This window comes from Ruegeria sp. CK1 (assembly GCF_056536545.1).
Genome location: NZ_JBQFPX010000005.1, coordinates 86,193 through 112,557 on the forward strand (window position 1 = coordinate 86,193; position 26,365 = coordinate 112,557).

A 26,365-nucleotide genomic window follows, 5' to 3' on the forward strand; every position below is an offset into this window, starting at 1 on the left:
ATAAACGTGCGATCGGATGGGATAGTATATCGACCATGTTGGGATCGCTTGGAAAACTGATTGAGCGCCAGATCAAAAAAGCGCAGGCCGAAGGGCAGTTGCAGGGCTTGGAAGGCGAAGGCCGACCCCTACCCGACCGGTCCGGCGAAGAGCAGGGCGACCCTGCCATCGCAGTCGGTCATCGGATTATGGCGCAGTCTGGTGTGCTTCCCGAAGAATTTGCAATCCGGAAAGAACTCGATGCGGCCCGAATTACCTATTCTAAATTAACGGACCCTGATGAACGCAGGGCTGCCATGGCAAAAATCGCCGATCTTGAGATGCGGTATAATATGGCACGAGATGCACGTCGGGCCTTTATGCGATGATCACTTGAAATCTGGCTTTCGGCCTTGCATCTGTGCCATGACGACCTCCATCTGATCCGGTTTACCGATCAGATCGACCTGTTCCGCAGATTCTGCCAGCAAAACCTCTGCGCGGGATTTGGTTTCGGCCACTTCAATAAGACGTTTGGCGGCGCGGATTGCCGAAGGACTTTTTCCCGCAATGTCTTCTGCCAGCGCCAGAGCCTCGGTCAGCGGGTCATCTGAAAGCTTGGTTACAAGACCCCATTCGGCCGCTTGCTGGGCACCGATGGGACGGGCCGTGTAGGTTAACAGGCGCAGCACGTCTGAACGGACAAGTTGCGGCAAAAGAACCATCCCTCCCATGTCCGGGACGATTCCCCACTTCATCTCCATCACCGAAAGCTTGGCCTCGGGGTGGGCGATGCGAACATCCGCACCCAGCGCGATTTGAAGCCCGCCCCCATAGGCCACACCCTGAATCGCGCAGATGACCGGCACGGGCACGCGCCGCCAAACCAAGGCAAGTTCCTGCATTTCGTTAGCGTCGTCTTCGTAGCGCGTCATCAACCACTCAGTCGTGTCCATATGCGCCATCTTGGCAAAACTTGCCATATCAAGACCTGCACAGAAACTTTTGCCTTCACCCGACATAACAACGGCTCGAACATTCGAAGCCGCCACCTCTTGCCCGGCGGATAGCAGCGCCTTGATCATTCCATCGTCCAGCGCGTTCATCTTGTCGCCACGCGTCAGCGTGACATGGGCGATGTGATCTTTGTACTCGACAGATACGCGTGACATACAGGCCTCCCAATTCCGGTTGTTCTAAGCATGCCCGGATGGGTCGTAGAGTTCCACCTCAACGTAGGGGCAGGCTTGGTATGATCGTGCATCATATGGTTGCCTGAAACGTGAGCATAGGTGTATCTCGGCGCATGACTGACACACGTTATACCCAGCTTGCCCTGTCGCTACCTGCAACCGTGCCCTTTGTTGGCCCGGAGACACAAGAACGTCAACGCGGCGAGCCGTTTGTGGCCCGGCTGGGTGCAAATGAGAGCATCTTTGGCCCCTCACCCCTGGCCATTCAGGCCATGGCCGCAACAGATATCTGGAAATACGGCGACCCCGAAAACCACGATCTGCGTCTTGCACTGGCTGAACATCACGGGGTGAGACCGGAAAACATTGTGGTCGGTGAAGGTATTGACGGTCTGCTGGGCTATCTCGTGCGACTTCTTGTCGAGCAAGGCGACGCTGTCGTGACCTCGGATGGGGCTTATCCGACCTTCAACTACCACGTAGCCGGGTTTGGCGGCACCTTGCACAAGGTGCCCTATCGAGAAGACCATGAAGACCTTAAGGCGTTATTTGCGATGGCTGCTAAGGTCGACGCAAAACTGATCTATCTCGCCAACCCGGACAACCCAATGGGCAGCTGGCATCAAGGTTCAGATATCGTAGCCGCGATGCAGGCCCAACCCGACGGAAGTCTGTTGGTGTTGGATGAGGCCTACGTAGAATGCGCGCTCGAAGGTACAGCCGCACCTGTCGAGGCTGACGACCCTCGCGTGATCCGGATGCGCACGTTTTCAAAGGTTTACGGCATGGCCGGAGCCCGCGTCGGCTATGCCATTGGCGCGCCAGATCTGATTGCTGCGTTCAACAAGGTACGCAACCATTTCGGCATGAACCGAGCGGCACAGGCTGGCGCACTGGCCGCGTTGCAGGATCACGATTGGCTTTCACACGTACAAACACAGATTGGCGTGGCTCGCGAACGCATTGGTCAGATAGCGCGGGATAACGGGCTAGTGCCGCTGCCCTCGGCCACAAATTTCGTAGCGATTGATTGCGGGCGTGACGGCGTGTTTGCCAAGGCCGTGTTGGACGCGTTGGTAGCGCAAGGTATCTTTGTGCGGATGCCTTTCGCCGCCCCGCAGAACCGTTGCATCCGTGTCAGCTGTGGAACATCCGCGGATTTGGGCGCTTTCGCTGCTGCGTTGCCTTTAGCCTTGGCCGAAGCCAAGGCAAACTGAACGGTTAATCCAACCGCCCAAGCAAAGCGGTACGAAGGATCGACGGGTGTCGCTACCAGATTTTTCCGAGGTTCTTGGGCCAAATGGTTCTGACCTCGGTCCAGCAAAACTCACGCCGCGAGGGCAGCGACGGCGGCCTCCAATGCACCCGAACCACGCGGAATTTCTAAAGCGGCCATCGCGGTTTCAATTCCACCCAGCATCGCCATGATCATCTGGCCGTTTACGTGGCCCATATGCCCCAGACGAAAACAGCCGTTTTGGTCCTCCATTCCCAAACCGATGCCAAGCGTCAGCCCCAACTGATTTTCCGTAAATTGCCGCAAAGGTGTTCCCCTTCCATCCGTGAGGCGAAGGGCGGTCACGGCATGGCTGCGATAGGTTCGGTCGCCAACGTTCAGGTGCAACGCACCACCTTGGGACCAAATTTCGCAAGCGGCCCAGACTACAGTTGCAAGACGTTCATGGCGCGCCCAGACCTGCTCAATCCCTTCAGCGTGGATCAAGTCAAGCGCGGCCCGCAGGCCGTACAGGTGATGCGTAGGTGCAGTGCCATTGAAATACTGGTAGAACAGTTCGGGGTTTGAGCGCGGTTGCCAATCCCAATACTTTGAGACGCGGGCCATCGAAGCGCGTTTGTCTTGCGCCTTATCGTTGAAGAAGACAAAACCAACCCCCGCCGGAGTCATAAGTCCTTTCTGACAGGCCGTAACCATGACATCGACGCCCCATGCGTCCATTTCGAACCGATCGCAGCCCAGTGAGGCGATGCAGTCGGCCATCAGCAGCGCCGAGTGGCCCAGCTCGTCCAGCAACGCCCGCAGCGCCGGGATTTCATTGCGGATTGAGCTGGACGTGTCCACATGCACCGCCAGAACCGCCTTGATCTCATGCTTGGTATCGGCGCGAAGGGCGTCGGCGATGCGGTCCAAATCCCAAGGAGATGATGGCCCGAAATCAATAAGTTGGACTATGGCGCCGATCCCCTCGGCCATTTCGGCCCACCCATGCGTAAACCGGCCCGAAGCAGGGGCCAGCACCGTCTCACCCGGTGCGATAACGTTGGATAGTGCGGCTTCCCATGTGCCGTGGCCGTTGGCAATATAGATCGCCACGTTGTGCTCGGTCCGAGCCACACGGCGCAGGTCACGCGTCAGGGCGGGCATCATCTCGATCAATTCGCCATCATAAATGTTGGGCGACGGTCGATGCATTGCCTGCAACACCGCGTCCGGCATAACTGACGGACCGGGAATAGCCAGATACTCGCGCCCTCGCGCAAGAGAATTTGGATTTGTCATGGGGTAAACCTGTAAGAATCGGGTCTACCCTAGCGCCACGCGAATTGGCGTCAATCCTTTAGCTTTTTAGCCTCTCGTGCCAACGCCTCGATCCCGGCCCAATCGCCATCGACAACCATTTGCTTTGGCGCGACCCAGCTGCCGCCAGCGCAGATCACGTTGGAAAGACTTAGATAGTCCTGGGCGTTTGAGGGTGACACACCTCCGGTCGGGCAGAACGTAATTTGCGGTAGGGGCGCACCGATGGCCTTTAGCGCAGGCGCGCCGCCAGAAGCTTCGGCTGGGAAAAACTTAAGCATGTCATAGCCCTTTTCCAGCAAGGCCATAGCCTCGCTGGCAGTCGCAGCACCGGGCAACAGGGGCAACCCCTCAGCCTCGCAGGCCGCGATCAAAGCGTCAGTCGCGCCAGGCGAGACCCCAAACTGCGCGCCAGCCTCTTTTGCAGCGCGGACATCATCGGGGGTGACCAACGTACCTGCTCCGACGACACCTCCTGGCACTTCGGCCATAGCACGGATCACATCCAGCGCTGCCGAGGTGCGCAGGGTGACCTCCAAAGCAGGCAAACCGCCAGCAACCAGAGCTTCGGCCAAAGGGCGAGCGTGTGCTGCATCATCTACGACAAGGACCGGGACAATTGGGGCCAGGCTGCAAATCTCGCGAGTGCGTTGGGTTTTGGACATAAGTTACGCTCCGAAAATGCTGGCACCGGCGTCGGCTGATCCGACATTGGCGCGGAAGGTGCCGAACAGGTCACGCCCGACTCCGTGTTGGTTAGCTGTGAGGTCGGCAGTGGCAGGTGCGCGGTCCAGAACACCCGGAGTCAGGATTTCCAGCTCGCCCTTCACTGCATCGACGCGCAGCAGATCTCCGTCCTGCAGATATGCAATGGCTCCGCCATCCAGCGCCTCAGGGCAGACGTGTATGGCTGCAGGTACCTTGCCTGAGGCTCCGGACATACGGCCATCGGTGACTAGAGCCACCTTTTGACCGCGCCCCTGCAAGATCGACAGAATAGGGGTCAGCGAGTGCAATTCAGGCATGCCGTTGGCCTTAGGCCCTTGGAAGCGGACGACAACAACGACGTCGCCTGCGAACTCCCCAGCCTTGAAGGCTGCTTTAACTGCGGCTTGATCTTGGAAAACGCGAACGGGCGCTTCGACGACCTGATGCTCTGGGGCCACGGCCGAGACCTTCATAACGGCAGTGCCCAAGTTGCCAGTCAGCCGCGACAGCCCCCCGGTCGGTTGGAACGGGTCCTTGGCGGGACGGACGATCTTTTCGTTCAGGCTTTGACCTGCACCCTCTTCCCAGACCAGTTCGCCGTCTTTCAGCTTGGGTTCTTTGGTGTAGTTGTGCAGACCCTGACCAGCCACGGTCAGCGTATCGGGGTGCAGCAGGCCGTCTTCCAGCAGTGTGCCAATGCAATACCCAAGACCGCCTGCGGCGTGGAAATGGTTCACATCGGCCAGACCGTTGGGATAGACCCGCGCGACCAGAGGGACCACGCCAGAGATGTCGGAAAAGTCCTGCCAGTCCAGCACGATACCGCCTGCACGCGCCATAGCGATAAGGTGGATCAGAAGGTTGGTTGAACCGCCCGTCGCCATCAGGCCGACGATGCCGTTCACAAAAGCGCGCTCATCCAGAATCTGACAAACAGGCGTATAGTGGTTGCCCAGCGCGCTCAACGACAGGGCACGGCGTGCGCCTTCTTCGGTCAGGGCGTCGCGCAGGGGCGTGTTGGGGTTGACGAAGCTGGAACCCGGAAGGTGCAGACCCATGAATTCCATCAGCATCTGATTTGTATTGGCTGTGCCGTAGAAAGTGCAGGTACCGGGGCCGTGATAGGCAGCCATTTCGGCCTTCATCAGTTCATCGCGGCCAACTTCTCCAGCGGCGAACTGCTGGCGAACTTTAGCTTTCTCGTCATTTGGTAGACCGCTGGTCATCGGGCCAGCAGGCAGGAAAACCGCGGGCAAGTGGCCGAACGCCTGCGCACCTATGATTAAGCCCGGCACGATCTTGTCACAGACGCCAAGGAAGACAGCCGCATCATATGTGTTGTGGCTTAGAGCTACGCCTGTCGCCAACGCGATCACATCACGCGAGAACAGCGACAATTCCATCCCAGCCTCGCCCTGCGTAACGCCATCGCACATGGCCGGTACGCCCCCCGCAACCTGCGCGGTGCCGCCGGCGGCGCGGATCGCATCGCGGATCAGAGTGGGGTACCGCTCAAACGGCTGGTGCGCCGACAACATGTCGTTATAGGCTGTGACGATACCCAAGTTGCCCGCCGTACCGGTCGCCATCGACTGTTGGTCTTCACCTGCACCCGCATAGGCATGTGCCTGCCCACTGCAGGACAGGTGCGCGCGGGCTGGCCCTTTGGATTTGGCTTGTTCCATCCGCTCAAGGTGTGGACCACGCAAATCAGCGCTGCGGTCGATGATCCGCTGAGTGACGTCTGTGATTACTGAATGAACCATGATTAACCTCCGATCTGACGCCAGCGACGACCGTCGCGATGCATCAGCATCAATGCTTCTTCGGGACCTGAACTGCCTTGATCATAACGCGCAGGCCGGTCGCCGCGATTTTCCCATCCATGGATGATGGGATCTACCCAAGCCCAAGCGGCTTCGGCCTCATCCCCGCGCATAAACAGGGTTTGGTCGCCGCGAATGACATCCATCACCAGACGCTCGTAAGCGTCCGGTGCGCTCGCTTCTGCGCCCAACGCGTCTGCAAAACTCATGTCCAATGCCACATCGGACAGGCGGAAACCTCCCGGACCGGGGTCCTTGATGGTTGTACGCAAGGTGATGCCTTCGTCCGGTTGCAGGCGAATTACCAGCACATTGCCACGAAGCGGGCCAGCGTTTGGAAAAATCGTATGTGGCGGATCGCGGAAGAACACGGCAATTTCAGATTCCCGTGCGCGCAGGCGTTTACCTGTACGCAGATAGAACGGCACCCCTGCCCAACGCCAATTTCCGAGATGGACCTTCAATGCAATGAAACTTTCGGTGCGGCTGGCCGGATTACCGACATGATCGACATAACCGCCTTGGCCATGTTCTGCACGGTACTGACCGCGGGCTATATCCGCCGGCTCGACGGGCTCCAACGCTTCGATCACCTTTACCTTTTCGTCGCGTACCGCATTAGGCGAAAACTTCGAGGGCGGTTCCATCGCGGTCAGGCACAACAACTGAACGAGGTGGTTCTGAATCATATCCCGCATTGCACCGGATTGATCATAATAGGCCCCTCGCCCCTCAACGCCGACAGTTTCGGCTACGGTGATTTGAACGTGATCGACATGGGTCGAGTTCCAAAGCGGCTCGAACAGCGAATTGGCAAAACGCAGCGCCATTAGATTCTGCACCGTCTCTTTGCCCAGATAGTGGTCAATCCGATAGATTTGATGCTCTTCAAAACAGGCGCGCAAGCCTTCGTTCAGCGATTTGGCTGACGCCAGATCGTGGCCAAACGGCTTTTCAACCACAATACGGCTGTCCGGTGTGGCGAGCCCGTGGTCATGCAGCCGCTGTGCGATTCCTGAAAACAGGCTAGGGCCGACCGACAGATAGAAGGCGCGCACCACGTCCGGACGCAAGGCTTTTGCCAAAGTGTCCCAGCCCGCCTCGCCCATTGCGTCGACAGGAACATATTCAACCTGGCCTAGAAATTTTTCCAGCACGTCCTTTTTGAACTTCGGAGCAAATTCCTTCATTGAGGTTTTGATCTGTTCACGGAATGCGTCGCTGTCCATATCCGAGCGTGCCGTTCCGATGATCCGGGCGTTTTCGGGCATTTGCCCAACTTCGAACCGATGATAGAGGCCCGGCAGAATCTTACGCTGCGCCAGATCTCCAGTTGCGCCAAACAGCACAAGGTCGAACGGATTAACCGGAATTACGCGTGAAACCATTGAAGGGCTCCTTCAGTTCTCACATTAATCACCATAGCACCTGATTTTCTGCGTGCCCGTGATATGGTTTATGTTATCGCTAACATTTGCCGCTTCAATAGGCAATGCAGATGCAGAAAGCAAGCCCAGATTTGGAAGATCATCCTTGACTGCGCAGCCATTCCATCACTGCGGGCCGTACGGACTGCTCGCCTCGGTGCCGCGCATCGGCGATGATCTTGCGCAGTGACAGTAGATCAGCCCGAAGCAGAACGCTTTTGACTGGCCCGATTGAGGCGGGTCGCATCGACAGCGTTCGGATCCCCATCGCGGCCAGGCACAATGCCTCGACCGGGCGCCCTGCATCCTCGCCACAGAAGGAAAGCGGCGTATTCGAGATGTTGCAACGCTCAACAATCCGTTCAATGAAGCTGAGGAAGCTAACATTCAGGGTATCATAGCGGCGGCGAACCAATTCGTTCTCGCGGTCGGCGGCGAAGAAGAACTGTTTCAGGTCGTTTCCGCCAATCGATACGAAATCGACCTCGTCGAAGAATTTCTGCGGTGCGAAGGCCAGCGATGGGGTTTCCAACATCGCGCCAACCTCAAGCGTTTCGGGCAGCACATGCCCCAATCGCTTTTCCCGTTCGATGGTCTTGTTAACTTCCCAACGGGCCTCTCGAAATTCGTCAGCTTGCGCCACAAAGGGGAACATGATCGTCAATGGGCGGCCATCGGCAGCGCGCAACAAAGCCTGCAACTGCATCCGCATTACGCCACGTTTGTCCAGACCAACCCGAATCGCGCGCCAGCCAAGCGCTGGGTTTGGCTCGGCCACATGCTTCATGTACGGCAGTACCTTGTCTGATCCGATATCCAGCGTCCGGAAGACCACACGTTTTTCTCCAGCGGCATCCAGAACCCGCTGGTATTGCGTTACCAATTCCGATCGTTTCGGCATCTGGTTGCGCACAAGAAATTGCAGCTCGGTCCGGAAGAGGCCAACGCCCTCAGCTCCGGAGTTTTCGAGCGAGGGCAAATCTGCCATTAGACCAGCGTTCATAACCAGATTGATACGCTCTCCATCACGCGTAACGGTCGGGGTATCGCGGATCGAAGCATAGCGTTCCTGCGCCTTGGCCTGCATCGCGATCTTGTCGCGGAACGCGCTGACCACTGTGTCTTCTGGGCGCAGGTGAACAACACCCTGATCGCCATCAACCAGAATATGGTCCCCGTTCAGTGCCTCGGTCGTGATGCGGCCAACGTGCACAACCAACGGAATGGCCAGCGCACGTGCCACGATTGTGGCGTGACTGCCGACCGAACCTTCCTCTAGCACAATACCTTTCAGCGACCGGCCATATTCCAATAGATCACCTGGACCGATGTTTCGGGCGATCAGGATCGGGTCTGATGGCAAGTCCTTGCCGTTGGCGTTGCCCTGTCCTGTCAGAATGCGCAGCAAACGGTTCGAGAGATCGTCCAGATCAGCCAAACGCTCGCGTAAATATGGGTCCGTCACCTGCCCCATTCGGGCGCGGGCCTGAGATTGTTCTTTCTCGACTGCGGCTTCGGCGCTGAGTCCCAGACCGATATCCTCTTCCATCCGCCGCATCCAACCTTTCGAGTTGGCGAACATGCGGTAGGCTTCAAGAACCTGAAGCTGTTCTTTGTCGCCGCCCTGCGAGATTTCCAGCATTTTGTCGACGCCGACGCGTAGTTCTTCAACTGCTTCGGTCAGTCGCTCACGTTCCCTATGCGGGTCTTCGGCGATGGGGTTGGTTATGACAACGCGCGGTTCGTGCAACCAGACATGGCCCTCGGCCGCACCTTCCTGTGCCGGACCGCCCCGCATCAGAACCGATTGTTGGTGCAACGGCGAAAGCGCTGCGCCCTCACCTATGAACGCACCAAGTTCGGCCATCTCGGCCAGAACCATCGCGACGACTTCCAGTGCGTACACCTCGTCTGCCGAAAACTCGCGCGCATCGCGAGATTGCACGACCAAAACGCCCAGCTTTTCACCAAGACGCTGAACGGGAACACCTAAGAAGGAGGAGAAACGCTCTTCCCCGGTTTCCGGCATATAACGAAAACCCTTGGCCGATGGCGCGTCCGCCGTGTTCACAACTTTTCCGGATTGCGCGACACGGCCTACCAGCCCCTCACCCATGCGCATCCGGGTCTTATGCACCGCCTCGGGTGCCAAACCTTCTGTGGCGCACAGCTCCAGTGTTTCCTCGTCGCGGAACAGATAGATCGAGCAGACCTCGGCCCGGATACTGTCGGCTATCAGGTGCGTGATCCGGTCAAGACGTTCCTGACCGGCGGCCTCGCTCGCCATTTCTTCGCGCAGCCGCCCCAGCAGCTTGCGGGATTCTGTTTCGGTGCCGTCCGCCATGGCCCAACCAAATTAGTGTGTCAGGCGAGATCCTTGGCTGAAATGCTCAGGCCGCCTTGTCCAGTTCAAAGGCATCATGCAGTGCCTGAACCGCAAGTTCCATGTATTTCCGATCTACAAGGACGGAAATTTTTATCTCAGAAGTTGTAATGACCTTAATGTTGATCCCCTCATCCGAGAGTATCTTGAACATTTTCGCCGCAACACCCGATTGCGAACGCATACCGATCCCAACGACAGAGACCTTGCAGACATCTTCATCCGCGACCAGTTCGGCATAGTTCAGCTCGCCCGCGTCCTTGATCGCAAGCAGTGCTTTTTCCGCGCGCGCAACTTGATCGGTCGGGCAAGAGAACGTCATATCAGTGCGCCCCTCGTCCGAAATGTTCTGCACGATCATGTCCACGTTCACACCCTCATCACTGAGCGCGGTAAAGATCGTCGAGGCGATGCCGGGGCGGTCTGCCACCGATACGACGGTCATCTTGGCCTCGTCACGGGAATAGGCCACACCGGCCACAACATTGGATTCCATGATATCCTCCTCGTCCACGACCAGCGTACCGGCCTCGTCGGATTGTTCTTCGAAACTAGAAAGAACGCGCAGTTTCACCTTATATCGCATCGCCAGCTCGACCGAGCGGGTTTGCAACACTTTTGCCCCCAGTGAGGCCAGTTCGAGCATTTCTTCGAACGAAATCCGGTCCAGCTTGCGTGCTTTTTCGCAGATGCGCGGGTCGGTGGTATAGACGCCATCTACATCTGTATAGATGTCGCAGCGTTCGGCACCGAACGCGGCAGCAAATGCCACGGCTGTGGTGTCCGAACCACCCCGGCCCAGCGTAGTGATCCGACCTTCGGGGCTGATTCCCTGAAATCCGGCAACAACTGCCACTTTCATACCTTCGTCGAATTTCTGCGTTAGGTTCTCGGTCGGTATTTCTTCGATACGGGCTTGGCTGTGGGCGCTTGTAGTCAGCAGAGGAACTTGCCAACCCTGCCAACTACGGGCCGGTATATCCATTTCCTGCAGGGTCAGCGCCATCAAACCCGCAGTCACGTTCTCGCCCGAGGATACCACCGCATCATATTCGCGCGCATCAAACAGCGGCGACGTTTCGTTCACCCACCCTACTAGCTCATTCGTCTTACCAGACATGGCTGAGACGATGACAATCACGTCGTACCCTTTAGCCACCTCAACGCCGATGCGTTTGGCCGCGCGGCGGATGCGGTCAAGGTTGGCAACCGATGTGCCACCGAATTTCATTACGAGTACGGGCATGGGGGTGGTCTCTCCGCGCCTTGGAATTCAAATCCCGTGCGTCTTATGCGAGGGGGACCTTAAGGGCAAGGGTTCAAAACCGCGCCAAATGGTTAGTTGGGCGGCTTTACATCTAGCAATGGCGGTGTCAGCCTTAGACAGCGCATTTTCCATGAGGTTTTCCATGCTCCGTATTGCCATCGCAGCCATCCTGTTGTCCTCATCTGCCGTCGCGCAGTCCTCAACCCTGACCGCGACCGACGGTAAAAATGCTTTGGGCACTGTGCCGTGTGCCATTGGCGGTGCCGCACTTAGCGACTGCCGTGCCGAGCTGCGCCATCATGACGATGGCACCACGACTTTGGCCGTCGCGCTAAGCGCCGGAGAAGTGAGAAGCATCTATTTCACCGATGGTGTGCCGAATTCCAGCAGCTCACCAGCCAGAATCAGCCATGAGACGCGCGGAGACCTCACAGTGATTTTCATCGACCCTGATGAAGTTTACGAAGTCCCAACTGCGGCACTGAAACGTCAGTAAGCGTGGGGAATACCGTCCCAAGTCTCAAAACAGCCTGTTGTTTCAAGTGACAACGCATCAAATCGCTCAATCAGTCCCTCAGCAGCCTGATCCGTGGTAATCTCGGCGGCTGGTCCCCCCATTTCCGTCAAAACCCAACCGGGGTGATAGATTCCCACGGCGATGCCATCACTGCGTAGATCGGTGGCCAGATTGCGTCCCAGATTCAATGCTGCGGCTTTAGAGGCGCGATAAATATAGCTGCCACCTGGCGCCCGCGTATGCGAAGCCATTTGCGACGATAGGATCGCAATCTTGCCTTGCGCCGCACGCAGATTGGGCAACAGGGCTTGTATGGACAGGAACACGCCGGTCACGTTGACTGAAAAACTATGGGCCCACATTTCCGCCGGATATCCGTCTAAACCCTGCCCTTTGTCCAGATAAACGCCAGCGTTACAGATCAACAGGTCGATCGGGCGGTCGCCCAGTTGCCCCGCCATGTCCGAATGCTCAGCTGGGTTCGTAACGTCTAGGGTCACCTGCGCGCTTCCATCCCGCGCCGTACCCGTCACTTCATCTCCGCGGTCGCGATAAGCATGCGCCAGCTTTTGGCCAATCCCACGGTTGACCCCGGTAATAACGATATGCACGGTTTAATTTGTCTTTCTGGTAGGAAGGAACGGCAAAGGGGCGACAGGAACCCCGTCGTCAATCAGCGCTTGCGCGTCCTCGGGCTTGGCCTCGCCATAGATCGGTCGTTCCGGCGCGTCGCCAAGATGAATCTTTCGCGCTTCACGGGCAAAATCCTTGCCGACATAATCCGAATTCTCTTCCACTTTGCGGCGCAATTCCGCCAAAGCCTTTTCAAGGTCTGGCGGCGGAGCGGCAACGTCTATCGTATCGGTTTTCTGCGGCTTTTCCTCAACGCGCGACTCCACATTGCGGGCAGGCCGTACACGCGGTGTCATGATCGCCTTTTCAACGTCTGCACACCCGCAAACCGTGCATGTTACCATGCCGCAGGAAGCCAGCTTGTCATAAGCTGCAGCCGATTGAAACCAACTGTCAAAAGTATGGCCGTTGCTGCATTTCAATGAGTATTGAATCATGATCCGTCCAAATGTCGGTCGCCAATTAGATACCGAGGGTCTCGGCAAGATCAAGCCCCTCAAGGGACGTCTCAGTGCCTAACAGGCTCGAGCTTTCGCAACAATAGCGCTAGTTCATGAGAATTGACCAACACAGCAGCTTTTTTCGGATTACACCACTTTCTCTGCCGCTGGCGATATTCAGGAAACCGTGGGGCGAACGAAGTTACCAAGAGCGGAAAAACATCCACGACGCACAATACCAATCCTTTTTTCCGGTGACGTTTCTGGTAGAAAAATCGCCCAATCGCCTTCTCATCACATTTGCCACGAACTCCGGCCTCTTCCCAAGCTTCCTGTTGCGCAGCTTCAAACGAGGTCATGCCGTTGATCAGCCATCCCTTTGGAATGATCCAGCGGCCGGATTTGCGAGTGGTGATGAGCAATACCTCAGGCCGACCACTTTCGAACCGATAGCACAGCGCAGCTGATTGCCGTAGCATCGGCAAGTGCCGAGCTTTCTGCGAAACATGGGGCGATAACCTTGCGTCGTTCACGCTGCGCCACCTTTCAAATGGAACTCTTGCCTGTTCCCCGCATTTTTTTTGACTATTTAGCGGGAGCTCAAATCATGAATACCATATAGGGCATTTTTATCCAAGCATTTGACGAAGAATCACATTCTCGAACTCAGTTTACGCACCAGCTCATCATGTGGGATATCGGCATCAACTGCCAACCGTCTCAAGCCGAAATGTACTCGGGCGATTTGTTGGTAATACCGCGTATAAACGTAATTAGTGCCACCCCCTGCGATCGCACCCAACACGGGCACCGACTGCGCTGCAAGCTTTTGGCCCAACACCACGGACAAACGCGGAGCAACCGCCGCAATCAAGCGCTGCATAGCTGGGCCTGTAAGCGTCAGCCGTACTGAGAAAAACCCTGTATCAGCACCATCGTCATTGGACAGCGGACCAGCAGCGGACAGAACGCGCACGCAATCGAATTTCACACCCTCTTCCGAAGGATCAAACCCTTCACGTGCGGCAGCCCCCTGTATCGCGCGCAAAAGCATCGCAGTGGTCGCAGGCAACTCCATCAAAGCGGTAGATATTCCGCCTACGCCCCCAGCCGCGCCCATGGCTGTGGTTATCGCGGTATTCACCCAAGGGCGCTGATCGGGAACCGCTCGGCGCGATCCTTCTGCAGCGTGCATTGCAAGCCACAAGGCCTGCTCCGTCGCGCCTGTCAGGCCCTGTCGGATCGGTTCGGGCAATTGTTCAAGCAGGGATTCAGCTGAGCCACCAAGGCTGTTCAACAGCTTAACGCCCGGCCCTCCGGCAGACCGGTAAAATGCAGCCAACCGGTCCAGTTCGGCCTCAGCGTCCAATTTTTCAACAAGAACTACGTCCTGCATTACACCCTCCTGCCATTAAGACATCGGGATTTATGGACGAGGTTTCAATAGCTCAGCGTGTCCAACGGGTGACAAGCCCACCAACTCCGTCCCAAACACCCGGAGACAGTTCCAACCCCAAAACTCGGTCAGGGTTAGTAGGAGGCGGCATCTCGACGCCGTTCAGTCGAGTGAATCCAAATCGGGCGTAATAAGGTGCGTCACCCACTAACATAACCCTGTTCCAGCCGCGCTCTCGTCCGGCCTGCACCCCTTCGTGGATCAAAAATCCACCCAACCCTTCGCCCTGGTGGGTTGGGTGCACAGCCACGGGCCCCAGCAACAAGGCATCGTGATCCCCTATGTGGACGGGCCAGAACCTGATGGCCCCGGCCAGAATTCCCTGACCGTCGCGTGCGACCATAGAAAGGCCTGAGACAGGCGGCACATCATCCCGCAATCGATACGAGGACAGGGCCTCGCGCCCAGGCGCAAAGCACAGGTCATAGAGGGCTTCGACCTCCCACCAATCATCCGGCTCTTCCGGCCTGATCCCGAACTGCTGCACCCCGGCCCTCATTTCCTTGCTGGCTTTCGCCCTAGCACTTCGATACGCAATGGGCAAACGCTTGGAGATGTGAATGTTCTACCGCCCTGAAGACGGCCACGGCCTGCCGCACAACCCTTTCAACGCGATCATTACACCTCGCCCGATCGGTTGGATTTCTACCCGCAGTTCAGACGGAATCAACAACCTGGCGCCATATTCTTTCTTCAACGCGGTCGCGTACACGCCGCCGCAAGTTATGTTCGCCTCAACCGGCACCAAACACGATCAGGACGGCGGTAAAGACAGCGTCGCAAACATCGAGGCAACCGGAGTATTCTGCGTGAACGTGGTTGCCCATGCCCATCGAGAGGCAATGAACACCAGTTCAGAAGGATTGGCCAAACACCACGACGAGTTCGAACATGCGGGCCTTACACCGGTTGAATGTGAAACCATCCCCTGCGCGCGAGTCGATGGCGCCCCGGCCGCACTGGAATGCAAATTGACGCAAATAATCAACCTGCCAGGTGAAGCAAATCGGGTCGTTTTCGGCGAGGTCACGGGGGTCCACCTTCGCGATGACTGCCTACGAGACGGGGTGTTCGACGTCACGACCTTTCAACCGTTGGCACGGCTTGGGTATCGGGATTATTCAATCGTCACCGAACTATTCTCGCTGAAACGCCCGGACGAATAAGGTCTCGGAAAGGGGGCGCTGCCCCCACCGCCCATCTTGCGTAGCCCCAAGACATTTCTATCCAGGCGAAACAGGAAATCCTTTATTCATCTGGCCTAAAATATCCCGGAGCGCGAGGCAGAGCCTCGCAAATATTCAGTGGCCACCTAGAATTCCGGTCCGGACAGAGTAATCCACAGCCAACTGGTAGTCAGGGTCATCGTCGCTATCGACCATCAGGTGGCCAGCCTTGTTCAGCAGCTTGTGACAATCGCGGCTGAGGTGGCGCAGCATGACACGCTTACCTGCGGCCTCGTATTTTGAGGCGATGTTTTCAATGGCTTGAAGCGCCGATTGATCCACAACCCGGCTGTCCGCAAAATCCACAATTACAGTTTCCGGATCATTCGGAACGTCGAACAGTTCGACAAACCCATCCGAAGATCCAAAGAACAGCGGTCCCTGAATTTCGTAAACTTTTGCGCCTTTTTCAGTCTCAGAGTCCCGAGTGATGGCGTGGATACGCTTGGCGTTGTTCCAAGCGTAGGCCAAAGCCGAGACGATCACGCCAACGACAACAGCAACCGCAAGGTCTTCCATCACAGTCACAACAGTCACCAAAACGATGACGAACGCGTCCGTCAGGGGAACCTTGCGCATGATCTTGAACGAGTTCCAGGCAAAGGTGCCGATCACCACCATGAACATCACGCCAACCAAAGCAGCCAGCGGAATTTGCTCGATAAGTGGCGAGGCGAACAGAATGAAGACCAACAGGAACAGTGCGGCTGCGATACCTGCTATCCGTGTACGGCCTCCGGATTTCACGTTGATCATCGACTGACCAATCATCGCACAGCCGCCCATGCCGCCAAAGAATCCAGTGGCGACGTTGGCGACACCTTGTGCGATGCATTCCTGCGAGGCACCGCCGCGTTTGCCGGTGATTTCGCCCACGAGGTTCAGTGTCAGCAGAGATTCAATCAGGCCAATAGCGGCCAGAATAACCGCGTAAGGCAAGATGATCTCGAAGGTTTCCCAGTTCAGCGGCACCATCGGAATGTGGAACGGGGGCAGACCGCCTTCAATCGATGCCAGATCACCGACGCGCGGCACATCCAGACCGAAGCCAATCACCAGCGCGGCCACAACCAGAATCCCGGCGAGCGGCGCTGGAATGACACGCGTGATGCGCGGCATGACCCAAATCACAGCCATCGTCAGCGCCACGAGCCCCAGCATGGTGTAAAGCTGCAAACCTGAGAGCCACTCACCCCCACCCACACCGTGGCCGGTGTTTTCCATGGTACCGGGCACCTTGAACTGACCCAACTGCGCAAGGAAAATCACGATTGCCAGACCGTTCACAAAACCCAGCATTACCGGATGTGGCACCAGCCGGATGAAACGCCCCCAATGCATTGCGCCAGCAATGACTTGCAGAATCCCCATCAAAACAACGGTGGCGAACAGATATTCGACCCCGTGTTCAGCAACCAGAGCTACCATTACAACAGCCAAAGCTCCGGTTGCGCCCGAGATCATACCAGGACGGCCACCAATCAATGCAGTAATCAAACCCACCATGAATGCCGCATACAAACCAACAAGCGGGTGCACTCCAGCGACAAAGGCAAAAGCCACCGCCTCGGGCACCAGCGCCAGCGCTACGGTCAGTCCAGATAGCAGCTCGATCCGCAGGCGCGAGGCGGTCAGCCCCTCATCCGGCACCCAGCGCAAGTCGGGTTTGGCAATACGATTGGCAAAGCTTGCCAGTATGGCTCGGGGCATGGGACTGTCCATTCGGTTTGTTTTGTTCGCGCGAAAGGGGCCTTTTAGCGGTCAAGCCTCAGCTAAGATACCGCGCCAGGTGGGACCCTGATATGCGTCAGACGCATACCGAACCGACAACCAACACAAACCGTTGAACCCACTTGCCAAATCATCCAACGCCACGCAGAAATTTCACAGCAGTTTTTTCACTCGGAGCACGGCTATGACCCAGACCAAAATCGCTATCATCGGTGGATCAGGCATTTACGACATAGATGGGCTGGAAAACGCGGAATGGGTCACCGTTGAAACGCCGTGGGGCGATCCCTCGGACCACATCCTTACAGGTTCTCTGCATGGCGTCAGCATGGCCTTTCTTCCGCGCCACGGGCGCGGCCATATCCATTCACCGACAGAAGTGCCATATCGCGCCAACATCGACGCGTTGAAACGGCTGGGTGTGACGGATGTGATCTCAGTTTCGGCTTGCGGGTCGTTCCGCGAACATATGGCGCCAGGCGACTTCGTAATTGTCGATCAGTTCATCGACCGGACTTTTGCACGAGAGAAAAGCTTCTTTGGTACCGGATGTGTTGCCCATGTCAGCGTCGCACACCCCACGTGTCCACGCTTGTCCGATGCCTGTGAAACTGCTGGAAAGGCTGCCGGTATCACCATCCATCGGGGCGGAACGTATCTGGCGATGGAGGGGCCTCAATTCTCATCCTTGGCGGAATCCAAGATGTACCGCGAGCAATGGGGCTGCGATGTGATCGGCATGACCAACATGCCCGAGGCGAAGCTCGCGCGCGAGGCCGAGCTTTGTTACGCCTCAATCGCCATGGTCACTGATTACGACAGCTGGCACCCAGATCACGGAGAAGTCGACGTGGCCGCCATCATCGCCACCCTGACTGGAAATGCCGAAAAGGGTCGCGCGTTGGTCAAAGGCTTGCCCGATCTGTTAGGGGCTGAACGTGAGCCCTGCCCCCATGGGTGCGACCGAGCGTTGGAATACGCAATTTTGACGGCACCCGAAAAACGTGATCCGGTATTATTGTCCAAGCTGGATGCAGTAGCTGGTCGAGTTCTCTGACGAGCTTACTGCCCAAGCGACCGCTGAACTTCATCCCAGAGCCCATGTGACCAAAGATCGTTATGGGTTCCGTCCGGTATGACGTGCAATTCAGCTGTACCGCCCGACATTCCCGCCAACGCCTCACCATGATGCAAAGGCACCGTCTCGTCTTCAGTCCCATGGAAGATCAGCGTGGGAACGGTAATATCACCGATAAAGTCACGTGTCGCGAACTGGTCTTTCATCAGGGCAGAGACCGGCAACCACGGGTAGCGCTCGGACGCGACATCCACCGTCGCTGTGAATGGTGCTTCAAGCACAAGAAGTTGCGCGCTCGGCCGCTGCTCGGCAATAGCAGCTGCGATCCCTGTGCCAAGGCTTTGACCGTGCAGGACAACTCCAGCTCCTTCAGCATCCAACCGATCGAACATCTGAACACCATCCGAAATCAGCGCCAGTTCCGAAGGTTCCCCTTCGCTACCCGGAAATCCACGATAACTGGGTGCAAGCAAACCAAATCCGCTGTTGAGTATTTCGCGCATTCGGTCAGCGCGATCACCAAGATTGCCGCTTTGTCCGTGGAAAAACAGAACTGTCGGGGCGCCGTCTGTCGCCGGTGGTGCGGACCACGCGGTTAATACTATTCCGTCTGACATAGGCAGAGAGACCACATCGACATCAGCCAACCCGACCGTAGCAGGGTCCGGCAACTCGCCCGAAGGTTTATACAGCAACGCGTCCTGGTTCGCGTACATGTATCCTACGATCGCGGCATAAAGGGCGACAGCAACAAGAGCCAGCACAGCGAAGCCGCGCTTCAACCTCGCGGATTTCGAGTGTGGTGCACCCGCATATATCTTAGTATTCATGGCTTCCGTGCGCGTCATAATAATCTCCGACTCTGCGGTCTCTTTTTCAGAGTTTGGTAACAGCGCGCAAGCTTTCAAGGCAGGAGAACAAGCTTTAATGCAAACTTAAACCTTCGCTGATTTAGCGAAGGCATGGAAAAAATCTCTGGACTTTCACTGCCCTGACGAGCGGCAGATGAAGTTGACCACCACCTGAACCACAGACCTAGAGTTTTGTCTAATGTCCTGACGCTGCATGCGCCGAAAACCTCGAAATGGACCAAAGTGGACAAGGTTGCTTCAGGGAGGATGCGTGTTGGGTGTCCCCAAAAGCAACGAGAGAGCCACCCAATTCGCTTCTCGGGCTCAATCCGGCAGAAGCCAAGCCACGTTGCATTTGGCACCGTGTCTTTAAGCTCGGGCCTTAAACTTTACGATTAGCCGTTACTTGCCAATTCGTCTGCCGGCTCTCCATCGGGGGTTTGGTCTGCTCCCTCGGGCTCAGCATCAGTGTCGCCGTCCCCTTCACCGTCGACGGAACTGCTTGCTTCATCCGAAGGACCAAGCGTAGCTTTTACCGATTTCTCATCTGGGTTCGAGGCTCGGACAGCACCAAGGACGCGGTCTTGCTGTTCTTCCGCGACAATCGCATCTTCGGAAAAGTCGCCTTTGTAGTGGCCCAAAAGGTTGGCCTCTGCGTCATGCACCGCGTTCGCAGCGGCAAGCTGATCTTCCGTTGGCTGCTCTACCTGATTACCGTCCAGATCGGTCGTCACTTCATGCGCATCTTTCACCGCCTGTGCGGTTTCCAAATCCTCCGGTGACACCTCACCCGGAGTTTCAGCCGCATCCGCGAGAACTTTTTCAGCTTCTTCCAGCGTCATCGGGGCTGTGTCCAAATAGCCATAAGCTTCGGCAATTTCCTTCACTTCTTTTGGGCTCAAATCACTGTTTTCGCCCATGACATGATTAAAATTAGCGTCAGCGACAGCAAGGCCAGCGGCCAAGCTTACTGGCCCAGTGCCTTTCGCATACTGTCCATTCGCGATATGCGCTAGTTTTGCATTTACGCTAGAGTTGATAGCGCCATTCAGTTTGCCGAGGTTGTTAGGGGCAAGCGTACCATCATCGAGAAGATTTGCTTTTCTGCTTGCAGGCTTCAAAGACTTAGTAACACTCGTTTTATTTGAGCGCGTTTTAGTGGTCTGCGCCTTGTTCGTTTTGAACAGACCTTTGACACCGTTTTGCTTCAGGTTACGGCCCAAAGCCTGAAAGTCTTCCTTCACAGCCCGGCCCAAACGACTACCGCTTTTTGACTTGTGACCTTTGCTGGCAGACTTCGTGCTTGCCCCCTTCGACGTTTTCTCGGACCCCCATCCCTTTTTGGCGCCTTTTTCACCGCTGTTGCCGCCTTTTCCGCCGCCGTTGCCATCTCCGTTACCCCCTTTTTCGCCTCCTTTACCTCCACCTTTGCCATTACCATTGTTTGCATAGGCATAATCGGTGGCGAAAACAGTCACGATCGGGGCAACCGCAAATGCAGACAGTACGAGTGCGGAGACGCTCACTTTAAGGAAATTCAACACAGCAGAAGTCCTTTCCTTTTCAGAAATTCGGTTCAGCGGCGGCGTATAAATGCCGTCTTAAAAATTGTTGCTTAAACAGGGCTAGAATGTGGCAGTTGTTGGCCATTCACATGCGATTATCTTTAACTCAGCATTAATAAATTTGCATTCGGCCATAAGGAATCGGTCGGGAGTATGTAATTGTTAACAATCGCAATGACTTTAAAGCTTTGTCGCCAAGAAAGATCGAAAAAATCTGTTTAAACTGAATTATTTGGCGCGTTAATGCTCGGTTAATGTGGTGTCTGAAAAAGAGTAAATAGTTTATTTACGAGTTGACTATGGTTACGCACAGCAAAAGGGAGCTATTCCCACCTTTGAACAACGTTGAGGCCGCAACAATTGGCCCTGACAAGGATAGCTCCCTACTACTTATGAAAAGAAAAGCCGGTTTAACTGGGCCAATATTATTGTATTTTTTTCTATTGGCTTTTTTTCTGAACAAGGCATCCGTTGCCAACTACGTCTTGACCCATTTGTAGAAGAAGTCTGCATCCCGCACATAGACGATGAGATTACCCGCGCTTAGAAACGGCTGCGAAAACTCACCATATCCACGAACGTCGCCCGCGTATTGCATATTGAGCCGTCCTGCTGGAGCTTATGAGCGAGTATGACGGCGGAACGACTTTCAACCGCATCGATGATTGAGCACCATCAACCTCACACAGATGCGAAACCATATCGGCTGGGACGCAAAATGCTTAACGCTTGGCTTAGAATTGCGCGAGGCGGACCGTTTTGCCCTGTGTTTCTGGCTGCGGCGGTGGTCGAGGCTTTTAGACGCTTCATAAGGCCGAAAAAAGAGAGGCTGAAAGGCTTGACCTCGATACAGTACCGAGGCTTGGTGTCACGAGCACCTAAGTAGGAAACACCATGTCCCTAGACCTTTGGTTGGCCTTCGTGGCTGCATCGACCGCACTACTGCTGATACCCGGCCCAACCGTTTTGCTGGTGCTCAGCTATGCCTTGTCCAAAGGGCGCAGCGTTGCCGTGGCCTCGGCCACCGGGGTTGCGGTGGGGGATCTGGTCGCCATGACGGCCTCATTGTTGGGGTTGGGAGCACTGGTTTTAGCTTCTGCAACCCTGTTTACTGTCCTCAAATGGGTGGGTGCTGCCTATCTGGTATGGCTTGGCATTAAATTGTTACGCAGCGCACCTTCTGGTGGTCTGGAAACGATGGAAACCGAAAGCAACGTCACCCCGCGCAGTGTGTTTGGCCACGCCGCCGCAGTTACCGCGCTGAACCCGAAATCCATCGCGTTTTTTATTGCGTTCGTCCCTCAGTTCCTGCGCCCAGCCGAACCTCTTGGTCCTCAATTTGTAATCTTGATTGCAACTTTTGTTGGCTTGGCTTGGCTGAACGCGTTGGCCTATGCGTTATTGGCAGACCGCCTTCGTCGCATGATTGGCCGCGCTGGCGTCATTACTGCTATGACTAGGTTCGGGGGACTGACGCTAGTCGGAATGGGGATTGCAACTGCGGTACTTCGCCGCCCGGCATAAGGCCCTACTCCTCAGCGTGTTCCTTCATGAAACCACGGATAAACCGGCGGATTTCCCGAGCGGCTGATGTATCCAAGTCCTTACACAACTCGACAAATGCGTCGCGTTCGTCCTTGTCCAGACGCAGGACCAACTGACTGTTTTTCTTGGTAGACCCCTTACCGTCTTTCTTTGCCACGTGCCTTTTCCCTGTCCAAGTCTTGATTCTTACCGAGATGCAATGTATATACATAGCATAGAGGTTGTAGTTATCGAGCAACTAACAATAAAAAAGGATTATGGCAATGAACCTTCATGCTGCTCAGGCATTTCTTTTGCGAGATCAACGCAATTGGCGCAAACCGCACCTTTCGTGGTTGCCAGCCGCGCTTTACCGCTATTACGGATTGCCGAAAGCTACTTTGAAACGTCGCGACTAAGGCGGCGACAATCTTTCCTTGCATGACTGACCCCGATGGGCCAAACAGCCCAGCGTATTTTGACGCCAAAGGGGTTGGGCATGTCCAGAAACAAATCGGTCAAGGATTACATCCGTACCATCGTTGATTTCCCGCATGAGGGAATCATGTTTCGGGACGTTACCACTCTGTTTGCTGACCCACGCGGGTTCCGCATGGCGATTGACCAGATGCTGCACCCTTACGCGGGCGAGCAAATCGACAAAGTCGTTGGGCTTGAGGCGCGCGGCTTCATCCTTGGCGGTGCAATTGCGCACCAGTTAAGTGTCGGCTTTGTTCCGATCCGCAAAAAGGGCAAGCTGCCTGGCACCACAATCAGCCAAGACTATAAATTGGAATACGGCGAAGCCATCGTCGAGATTCACGACGATGCGATTCAACCCGGCGAGAAAATTCTTGTTGTCGATGACTTGCTGGCAACTGGAGGAACCGCAGCCGCTGGTATCAAGTTGATCGAACGGCTGGGCGGTGAAATCGTTTCCTGTTCCTTCATCATCGACTTGCCGGAATTGGGTGGACGCAAGGTTCTGGAAGAGATGGGCATGGATGTGCACATTCTGTGCGAGTTCGAAGGCCTTTGAGAACTGCGTCATCACAAGTTTTTGACTGGAATTCCAATTACCCGCGGGCTTAGCGCCGCAATCGTCAAGTTCAACCCAGTCGAATAAACTAATTCAATGATCTTACCGCGATGGTCGCCCGTACCATTGTTGATGCCAAACTGAGGCATTTCAACAAGGGATTTGTACCATGTTTCGCAAAATCGCTCTCGCCAGTGTGACAAGCCTGATCGTCAGCTCCGCCGCCTATGCGGACGGTCACTCAAAAGACATCGTCGACACAGCTGTCAATGCAGGTAGTTTTGAGACTCTCGTAGCCGCCGTTCAGGCCGCCGAGCTCGTGGACACGCTGAAAGGCGAAGGTCCATTCACCGTATTTGCACCGACAGACGACGCTTTCGCGGCACTGCCAGAAGGCACGGTGGAAACGCTGCTGAAACCAGAAAACAAAGATCAACTGGTCGCTATTCTGACGTATCACGTGGTGCCTGGGAAAGTGATGTCGGGCGATCTGTCCGACGACATGACCGCTGCTACAGTACAGGGCGGAGATGTAACCATCGATCTGGACAACGGCGTGATGGTGAATGACGCAAACGTTGTTCAGGCCGATATCGAGACCTCAAACGGCGTTATCCACGTTATCGACAAGGTCATCCTGCCAGCATCCTAACTGCTTTGGCGCGGCTTGCGTGATCGTCAGCCGCACCTAAAACCTCAAAACTGCGCCTGGATTCATGATCCCCTTTGGGTCCAGAGCGATTTTGATGGAGCGCATCGCCGACAACTTTGCCGGATCTCCATAGCGTTCAAGTTCTTCTGTTTTAAGCCGCCCCACCCCGTGCTCGGCGCTAACTGAACCGCCAAATTCATTCACTAGTTCATAGACTGCGTTTTTGACGGCTTGTCGCTGCCCGTCAAATTCAGAGCGATCATGTCCATGTGGCGGGAAAACGTTGTAGTGCAGGTTACCGTCACCCACATGTCCGAAACAATTTATGCGAAATGGACCTAACATCGCCACCTCTTCGGAGCCGCGTTTAATGAACTCGGGAATGCGTGAGATCGGTATTGAGATATCGTGGCTTGAGACCGACCCGATTAACCGGTTGGCCTCGGGGATGCGCTCACGAACCGCCCAAAGATCCATGCTCTGTGCCTCGCTTTGCGCAACGACGGCATCTTCTACCAATCCTGCGTTTTCCGCAGCAATGTAAAGCGTTTCCAATGCTTCGGCGGGCGATTGCCCTGCAAACAGACTCAATTCAATCAAAACGCACCATTCGGGTTGCGTCTGAAACGGCTGCCGCACAATCGGCAGGACTTCGGACAGGAATTGCAAACCCTGTTTATGGATCAACTCAAAACTGCTGACTGCGTCACCCAGTTGATCCCGAGCCAATGCAAGCAACTCCACCGCGGCCTCGGGCGACTTCACCTGTAGCATCGCCGTACCCAATGCTGCAGGCCTTGGAAACAACTTTAGAGAGGCGGCGGTAATGATACCCAACGTGCCTTCCGCCCCAATCATTAGGTTACGCAAGTCGTAGCCCGTGTTGTCCTTGCGTAAGCGGCTCAGGCCATGCCAGATTTCACCGTTCGGAAGAACCGCTTCAAGGCCAAGGCATAGATCACGCGCGTTGCCATAGCGCAGAACGTTCACCCCACCCGCATTCGTCGAGAGATTGCCACCGATACGGCACGACCCCTGCGCCGCCAACGCCAATGGAAATAGCCGGTTAGCGTCTTTTGCCGCGGTCTGAACATCGGCGAGAACCGCACCCGCCTCGGCAATTAAGATATTCTCCGTCGGATAGATCGCCCGTATTGCGGTCATCCGTTCTAACGAGATCAACAGCGGTGCGGGGCCGTCATTCATAACTTGTCCGCCCACCAGTCCGGTACCGCCGCCGTAGGGAACGACTGGCACCCGTGCCTCCCCAGCAATCCGTACGAGCGCCGCAACCTCGTCGACGGTACGTGGCAGAGCCAAAAGTCCTGCGTGCCCAGCGAAACGTCGGCGTGGCTCCTCGAGATAGCGATCCTCCACAGGTCGCAAAACGTCGTCGCTCAGCGCAGAGCGGATCAGGCAAGCAAGGTTCTCATCGGCAGAATTCAGTGTCATAGCCAATCCATGCCCAAGCAGGCGCGCCCCGACAAGCCCTATTCTAGCTCAATTAAATAGCGCGGCTCCAACACGACAACAGTAGGCCGATCAGGCAACGTTCGCAGGGAAACCGTCAGTTCTGACACACCGTCGCGTTCGACAGGAAAGTCATCGCGAATATCGACCAGAAAACGGTCCAACGAAAAGTTCGAAAACCAGTGCATCGGGATTATCACCGAGCTTTTCAGCCGTTTAAGAACAGAGATCATGTCAGGCAACGGCATGGTCGTTCCCCCATCTACCGCGGCCATTACAACATCCAGTCGACCCAATGCAGCGAATTGCTCGTCCGAGGGCACATGGTGCAAATGTCCCAGATGCCCGATGCACAAACCTTCGATCTCGAACACAAAGATAGAATTCCCGCGTTCCTCGACGCCACCATAGGCGGAACGGATATCGGTCGAGACATTGCGTACCAGCATCTCGCCCAAATCAAGGTAATGCTCAATCCCCTGCCCAAACTCACCCCAGCCGGGCAGCACATGCGGAATGGCCGGATCGGGATGGGCTGTCCAATGGGTGCTGTGGGCGTGGTTCATGGTGACCACGTCAGGAATCAAATCGGCGCTACCAATAAAGCCAGTAAAATCAGTTACCGCATTTAGCCCGCCGCGTGTTTGGATCAGAAACGAGGCATGGGCGATATAGCTGATCCGCACCGAAAACTCTGGAATTGGGTCCGACCAGGCCGCCTTGTGAACAAACTCAATCCCCGGCGCGGCATCGGCGATGGCTATACAATGGCTTGGCCGTCGCTCTTGCGCCACGGCCCCGCCCGATATCAACATCAATGCCGCAACAATCCAGCGCATGAGGGAAGTGTAGCGCAGAACGCCA

The 26,365-nt window shown here is 56.0% G+C and carries 26 protein-coding genes; 8 read left to right on the forward strand and 18 right to left on the reverse strand.

Going from position 1 to position 26,365, the window contains the following annotated elements; all coding sequences use genetic code 11:
* The first annotated feature begins 35 nt into the window (after positions 1–35).
* A complete protein-coding gene (locus ACR0L3_RS13170) occupies positions 36–368 on the forward strand; it encodes a DnaJ family domain-containing protein (RefSeq protein WP_480746192.1) in 333 nt (110 codons plus the stop codon).
* Here the strand turns inward: ACR0L3_RS13170 and ACR0L3_RS13175 are convergent, their stop codons facing one another.
* Complete coding sequence (locus ACR0L3_RS13175; protein WP_480746193.1) at positions 369–1,151, reverse strand: crotonase/enoyl-CoA hydratase family protein; 783 nt, start codon at positions 1,149–1,151, stop codon at positions 369–371.
* Positions 1,152–1,285: 134 nt separating this feature from the next.
* Between ACR0L3_RS13175 and ACR0L3_RS13180 the strand changes: the two genes are divergently transcribed.
* On the forward strand, positions 1,286–2,389 hold the full coding sequence (locus ACR0L3_RS13180; RefSeq protein ID WP_480746194.1) for a pyridoxal phosphate-dependent aminotransferase: 1,104 nt from the start codon (positions 1,286–1,288) through the stop codon (positions 2,387–2,389).
* Positions 2,390–2,499: 110 nt separating this feature from the next.
* Here ACR0L3_RS13180 and ACR0L3_RS13185 read toward each other — a convergent pair whose 3' ends face one another.
* The 6 genes from ACR0L3_RS13185 to ACR0L3_RS13210 form a co-directional block, all read right to left on the reverse strand.
* Positions 2,500–3,690, reverse strand: coding sequence for a pyridoxal-phosphate-dependent aminotransferase family protein (locus tag ACR0L3_RS13185; RefSeq protein WP_480746195.1), 1,191 nt, complete (start codon positions 3,688–3,690; stop codon positions 2,500–2,502).
* A gap of 50 nt (positions 3,691–3,740) precedes the next feature.
* Positions 3,741–4,373, reverse strand: a complete 633-nt coding sequence (locus tag ACR0L3_RS13190; RefSeq protein WP_480746196.1) for a bifunctional 4-hydroxy-2-oxoglutarate aldolase/2-dehydro-3-deoxy-phosphogluconate aldolase — start codon at positions 4,371–4,373, stop codon at positions 3,741–3,743.
* A gap of 3 nt (positions 4,374–4,376) precedes the next feature.
* A complete protein-coding gene (gene edd, locus ACR0L3_RS13195) occupies positions 4,377–6,182 on the reverse strand; it encodes a phosphogluconate dehydratase (RefSeq protein ID WP_480746197.1) in 1,806 nt (601 codons plus the stop codon).
* Positions 6,183–6,184: 2 nt separating this feature from the next.
* The gene (gene zwf, locus ACR0L3_RS13200) at positions 6,185–7,630 is read right to left on the reverse strand and encodes a glucose-6-phosphate dehydrogenase (RefSeq protein WP_480746198.1); all 1,446 of its coding nucleotides are present in this window, start codon (positions 7,628–7,630) and stop codon (positions 6,185–6,187) included.
* 139 nt (positions 7,631–7,769) lie between these two features.
* Positions 7,770–10,013: a phosphoenolpyruvate--protein phosphotransferase gene (gene ptsP, locus ACR0L3_RS13205; protein ID WP_480746199.1), complete on the reverse strand. Its 2,244-nt coding sequence runs from the start codon at positions 10,011–10,013 to the stop codon at positions 7,770–7,772.
* Positions 10,014–10,059: 46 nt separating this feature from the next.
* A complete protein-coding gene (locus tag ACR0L3_RS13210; protein ID WP_480746200.1) occupies positions 10,060–11,298 on the reverse strand; it encodes an aspartate kinase in 1,239 nt (412 codons plus the stop codon).
* 163 nt (positions 11,299–11,461) lie between these two features.
* On the opposite strand from ACR0L3_RS13210, the gene ACR0L3_RS13215 reads away from it, so the two are divergent.
* Positions 11,462–11,815 (forward strand): hypothetical protein, encoded by a 354-nt coding sequence (locus ACR0L3_RS13215; protein ID WP_480746201.1) that lies wholly within the window; start codon positions 11,462–11,464, stop codon positions 11,813–11,815.
* Here ACR0L3_RS13215 and ACR0L3_RS13220 read toward each other — a convergent pair.
* From ACR0L3_RS13220 to ACR0L3_RS13240, 5 genes are all read right to left on the reverse strand, one after another.
* Positions 11,809–12,447, reverse strand: a complete 639-nt coding sequence (locus ACR0L3_RS13220) for an SDR family NAD(P)-dependent oxidoreductase (RefSeq protein WP_480746202.1) — start codon at positions 12,445–12,447, stop codon at positions 11,809–11,811. The two genes, ACR0L3_RS13215 and ACR0L3_RS13220, sit on opposite strands and share 7 nt — an antisense overlap.
* A gap of 3 nt (positions 12,448–12,450) precedes the next feature.
* Complete coding sequence (locus ACR0L3_RS13225) at positions 12,451–12,906, reverse strand: DUF1178 family protein (RefSeq protein WP_480746203.1); 456 nt, start codon at positions 12,904–12,906, stop codon at positions 12,451–12,453.
* A 71-nt stretch (positions 12,907–12,977) separates the two neighbouring features.
* Positions 12,978–13,388, reverse strand: a complete 411-nt coding sequence (locus ACR0L3_RS13230; protein ID WP_480746395.1) for an NUDIX hydrolase — start codon at positions 13,386–13,388, stop codon at positions 12,978–12,980.
* A 173-nt stretch (positions 13,389–13,561) separates the two neighbouring features.
* On the reverse strand, positions 13,562–14,305 hold the full coding sequence (locus tag ACR0L3_RS13235; protein ID WP_480746204.1) for an EcsC family protein: 744 nt from the start codon (positions 14,303–14,305) through the stop codon (positions 13,562–13,564).
* A 52-nt stretch (positions 14,306–14,357) separates the two neighbouring features.
* The gene (locus tag ACR0L3_RS13240; RefSeq protein WP_480746205.1) at positions 14,358–14,852 is read right to left on the reverse strand and encodes a GNAT family N-acetyltransferase; all 495 of its coding nucleotides are present in this window, start codon (positions 14,850–14,852) and stop codon (positions 14,358–14,360) included.
* A gap of 73 nt (positions 14,853–14,925) precedes the next feature.
* On the opposite strand from ACR0L3_RS13240, the gene ACR0L3_RS13245 reads away from it, so the two are divergent.
* Positions 14,926–15,531 carry a flavin reductase family protein gene (locus ACR0L3_RS13245; protein WP_480746206.1) on the forward strand — a complete coding sequence of 202 codons (606 nt, stop codon included), beginning with the start codon at positions 14,926–14,928 and terminating at the stop codon, positions 15,529–15,531.
* 135 nt (positions 15,532–15,666) lie between these two features.
* Here ACR0L3_RS13245 and ACR0L3_RS13250 read toward each other — a convergent pair whose 3' ends face one another.
* Complete coding sequence (locus ACR0L3_RS13250) at positions 15,667–17,301, reverse strand: SulP family inorganic anion transporter (protein WP_480746207.1); 1,635 nt, start codon at positions 17,299–17,301, stop codon at positions 15,667–15,669.
* A 205-nt stretch (positions 17,302–17,506) separates the two neighbouring features.
* Between ACR0L3_RS13250 and ACR0L3_RS13255 the strand changes: the two genes are divergently transcribed.
* Positions 17,507–18,379: an S-methyl-5'-thioadenosine phosphorylase gene (locus ACR0L3_RS13255; protein ID WP_480746208.1), complete on the forward strand. Its 873-nt coding sequence runs from the start codon at positions 17,507–17,509 to the stop codon at positions 18,377–18,379.
* Between the two features lie 5 nt (positions 18,380–18,384).
* Here the strand turns inward: ACR0L3_RS13255 and ACR0L3_RS13260 are convergent, their stop codons facing one another.
* Together ACR0L3_RS13260 and ACR0L3_RS13265 are read right to left on the reverse strand one after the other, a co-directional pair.
* Positions 18,385–19,248 carry an alpha/beta hydrolase gene (locus ACR0L3_RS13260; RefSeq protein WP_480746209.1) on the reverse strand — a complete coding sequence of 288 codons (864 nt, stop codon included), beginning with the start codon at positions 19,246–19,248 and terminating at the stop codon, positions 18,385–18,387.
* A gap of 398 nt (positions 19,249–19,646) precedes the next feature.
* Positions 19,647–20,795: a prolipoprotein diacylglyceryl transferase gene (locus tag ACR0L3_RS13265; RefSeq protein WP_480746210.1), complete on the reverse strand. Its 1,149-nt coding sequence runs from the start codon at positions 20,793–20,795 to the stop codon at positions 19,647–19,649.
* 915 nt (positions 20,796–21,710) lie between these two features.
* Between ACR0L3_RS13265 and ACR0L3_RS13270 the strand changes: the two genes are divergently transcribed.
* Positions 21,711–22,340 (forward strand): LysE family translocator, encoded by a 630-nt coding sequence (locus ACR0L3_RS13270; protein WP_480746211.1) that lies wholly within the window; start codon positions 21,711–21,713, stop codon positions 22,338–22,340.
* 4 nt (positions 22,341–22,344) lie between these two features.
* Here the strand turns inward: ACR0L3_RS13270 and ACR0L3_RS13275 are convergent, their stop codons facing one another.
* On the reverse strand, positions 22,345–22,518 hold the full coding sequence (locus ACR0L3_RS13275) for a hypothetical protein (RefSeq protein WP_480746212.1): 174 nt from the start codon (positions 22,516–22,518) through the stop codon (positions 22,345–22,347).
* Positions 22,519–22,839: 321 nt separating this feature from the next.
* On the opposite strand from ACR0L3_RS13275, the gene ACR0L3_RS13280 reads away from it, so the two are divergent.
* Both ACR0L3_RS13280 and ACR0L3_RS13285 read left to right on the forward strand, forming a co-directional pair.
* Positions 22,840–23,379 (forward strand): adenine phosphoribosyltransferase, encoded by a 540-nt coding sequence (locus ACR0L3_RS13280; protein WP_170326870.1) that lies wholly within the window; start codon positions 22,840–22,842, stop codon positions 23,377–23,379.
* A gap of 169 nt (positions 23,380–23,548) precedes the next feature.
* Positions 23,549–24,031, forward strand: a complete 483-nt coding sequence (locus ACR0L3_RS13285; protein WP_480746213.1) for a fasciclin domain-containing protein — start codon at positions 23,549–23,551, stop codon at positions 24,029–24,031.
* Positions 24,032–24,067: 36 nt separating this feature from the next.
* Here ACR0L3_RS13285 and ACR0L3_RS13290 read toward each other — a convergent pair whose 3' ends face one another.
* Positions 24,068–25,483 carry an FAD-binding oxidoreductase gene (locus tag ACR0L3_RS13290; protein WP_480746214.1) on the reverse strand — a complete coding sequence of 472 codons (1,416 nt, stop codon included), beginning with the start codon at positions 25,481–25,483 and terminating at the stop codon, positions 24,068–24,070.
* A 38-nt stretch (positions 25,484–25,521) separates the two neighbouring features.
* Positions 25,522–26,340, reverse strand: coding sequence for an MBL fold metallo-hydrolase (locus ACR0L3_RS13295; RefSeq protein ID WP_480746215.1), 819 nt, complete (start codon positions 26,338–26,340; stop codon positions 25,522–25,524).
* Positions 26,341–26,365 lie beyond the last annotated feature (25 nt).

What these genes read in the sequence shown, in the direction of transcription:
- ACR0L3_RS13170 (WP_480746192.1), top strand. Translation starts at nt 36, where the DNA reads ATGTTGGGATCGCTTGGAAAACTGATTGAGCGCCAGATCAAAAAAGCG.
- ACR0L3_RS13175 (WP_480746193.1), bottom strand. Translation starts at nt 1,151, where the DNA reads ATGTCACGCGTATCTGTCGAGTACAAAGATCACATCGCCCATGTCACG.
- ACR0L3_RS13180 (WP_480746194.1), top strand. Translation starts at nt 1,286, where the DNA reads ATGACTGACACACGTTATACCCAGCTTGCCCTGTCGCTACCTGCAACC.
- ACR0L3_RS13185 (WP_480746195.1), bottom strand. Translation starts at nt 3,690, where the DNA reads ATGACAAATCCAAATTCTCTTGCGCGAGGGCGCGAGTATCTGGCTATT.
- ACR0L3_RS13190 (WP_480746196.1), bottom strand. Translation starts at nt 4,373, where the DNA reads ATGTCCAAAACCCAACGCACTCGCGAGATTTGCAGCCTGGCCCCAATT.
- edd (WP_480746197.1), bottom strand. Translation starts at nt 6,182, where the DNA reads ATGGTTCATTCAGTAATCACAGACGTCACTCAGCGGATCATCGACCGC.
- zwf (WP_480746198.1), bottom strand. Translation starts at nt 7,630, where the DNA reads ATGGTTTCACGCGTAATTCCGGTTAATCCGTTCGACCTTGTGCTGTTT.
- ptsP (WP_480746199.1), bottom strand. Translation starts at nt 10,013, where the DNA reads ATGGCGGACGGCACCGAAACAGAATCCCGCAAGCTGCTGGGGCGGCTG.
- ACR0L3_RS13210 (WP_480746200.1), bottom strand. Translation starts at nt 11,298, where the DNA reads ATGCCCGTACTCGTAATGAAATTCGGTGGCACATCGGTTGCCAACCTT.
- ACR0L3_RS13215 (WP_480746201.1), top strand. Translation starts at nt 11,462, where the DNA reads ATGCTCCGTATTGCCATCGCAGCCATCCTGTTGTCCTCATCTGCCGTC.
- ACR0L3_RS13225 (WP_480746203.1), bottom strand. Translation starts at nt 12,906, where the DNA reads ATGATTCAATACTCATTGAAATGCAGCAACGGCCATACTTTTGACAGT.
- ACR0L3_RS13230 (WP_480746395.1), bottom strand. Translation starts at nt 13,388, where the DNA reads ATGCTACGGCAATCAGCTGCGCTGTGCTATCGGTTCGAAAGTGGTCGG.
- ACR0L3_RS13235 (WP_480746204.1), bottom strand. Translation starts at nt 14,305, where the DNA reads ATGCAGGACGTAGTTCTTGTTGAAAAATTGGACGCTGAGGCCGAACTG.
- ACR0L3_RS13245 (WP_480746206.1), top strand. Translation starts at nt 14,926, where the DNA reads ATGTTCTACCGCCCTGAAGACGGCCACGGCCTGCCGCACAACCCTTTC.
- ACR0L3_RS13250 (WP_480746207.1), bottom strand. Translation starts at nt 17,301, where the DNA reads ATGCCCCGAGCCATACTGGCAAGCTTTGCCAATCGTATTGCCAAACCC.
- ACR0L3_RS13255 (WP_480746208.1), top strand. Translation starts at nt 17,507, where the DNA reads ATGACCCAGACCAAAATCGCTATCATCGGTGGATCAGGCATTTACGAC.
- ACR0L3_RS13260 (WP_480746209.1), bottom strand. Translation starts at nt 19,248, where the DNA reads ATGACGCGCACGGAAGCCATGAATACTAAGATATATGCGGGTGCACCA.
- ACR0L3_RS13270 (WP_480746211.1), top strand. Translation starts at nt 21,711, where the DNA reads ATGTCCCTAGACCTTTGGTTGGCCTTCGTGGCTGCATCGACCGCACTA.
- ACR0L3_RS13280 (WP_170326870.1), top strand. Translation starts at nt 22,840, where the DNA reads ATGTCCAGAAACAAATCGGTCAAGGATTACATCCGTACCATCGTTGAT.
- ACR0L3_RS13285 (WP_480746213.1), top strand. Translation starts at nt 23,549, where the DNA reads ATGTTTCGCAAAATCGCTCTCGCCAGTGTGACAAGCCTGATCGTCAGC.
- ACR0L3_RS13290 (WP_480746214.1), bottom strand. Translation starts at nt 25,483, where the DNA reads ATGACACTGAATTCTGCCGATGAGAACCTTGCTTGCCTGATCCGCTCT.
- ACR0L3_RS13295 (WP_480746215.1), bottom strand. Translation starts at nt 26,340, where the DNA reads ATGCGCTGGATTGTTGCGGCATTGATGTTGATATCGGGCGGGGCCGTG.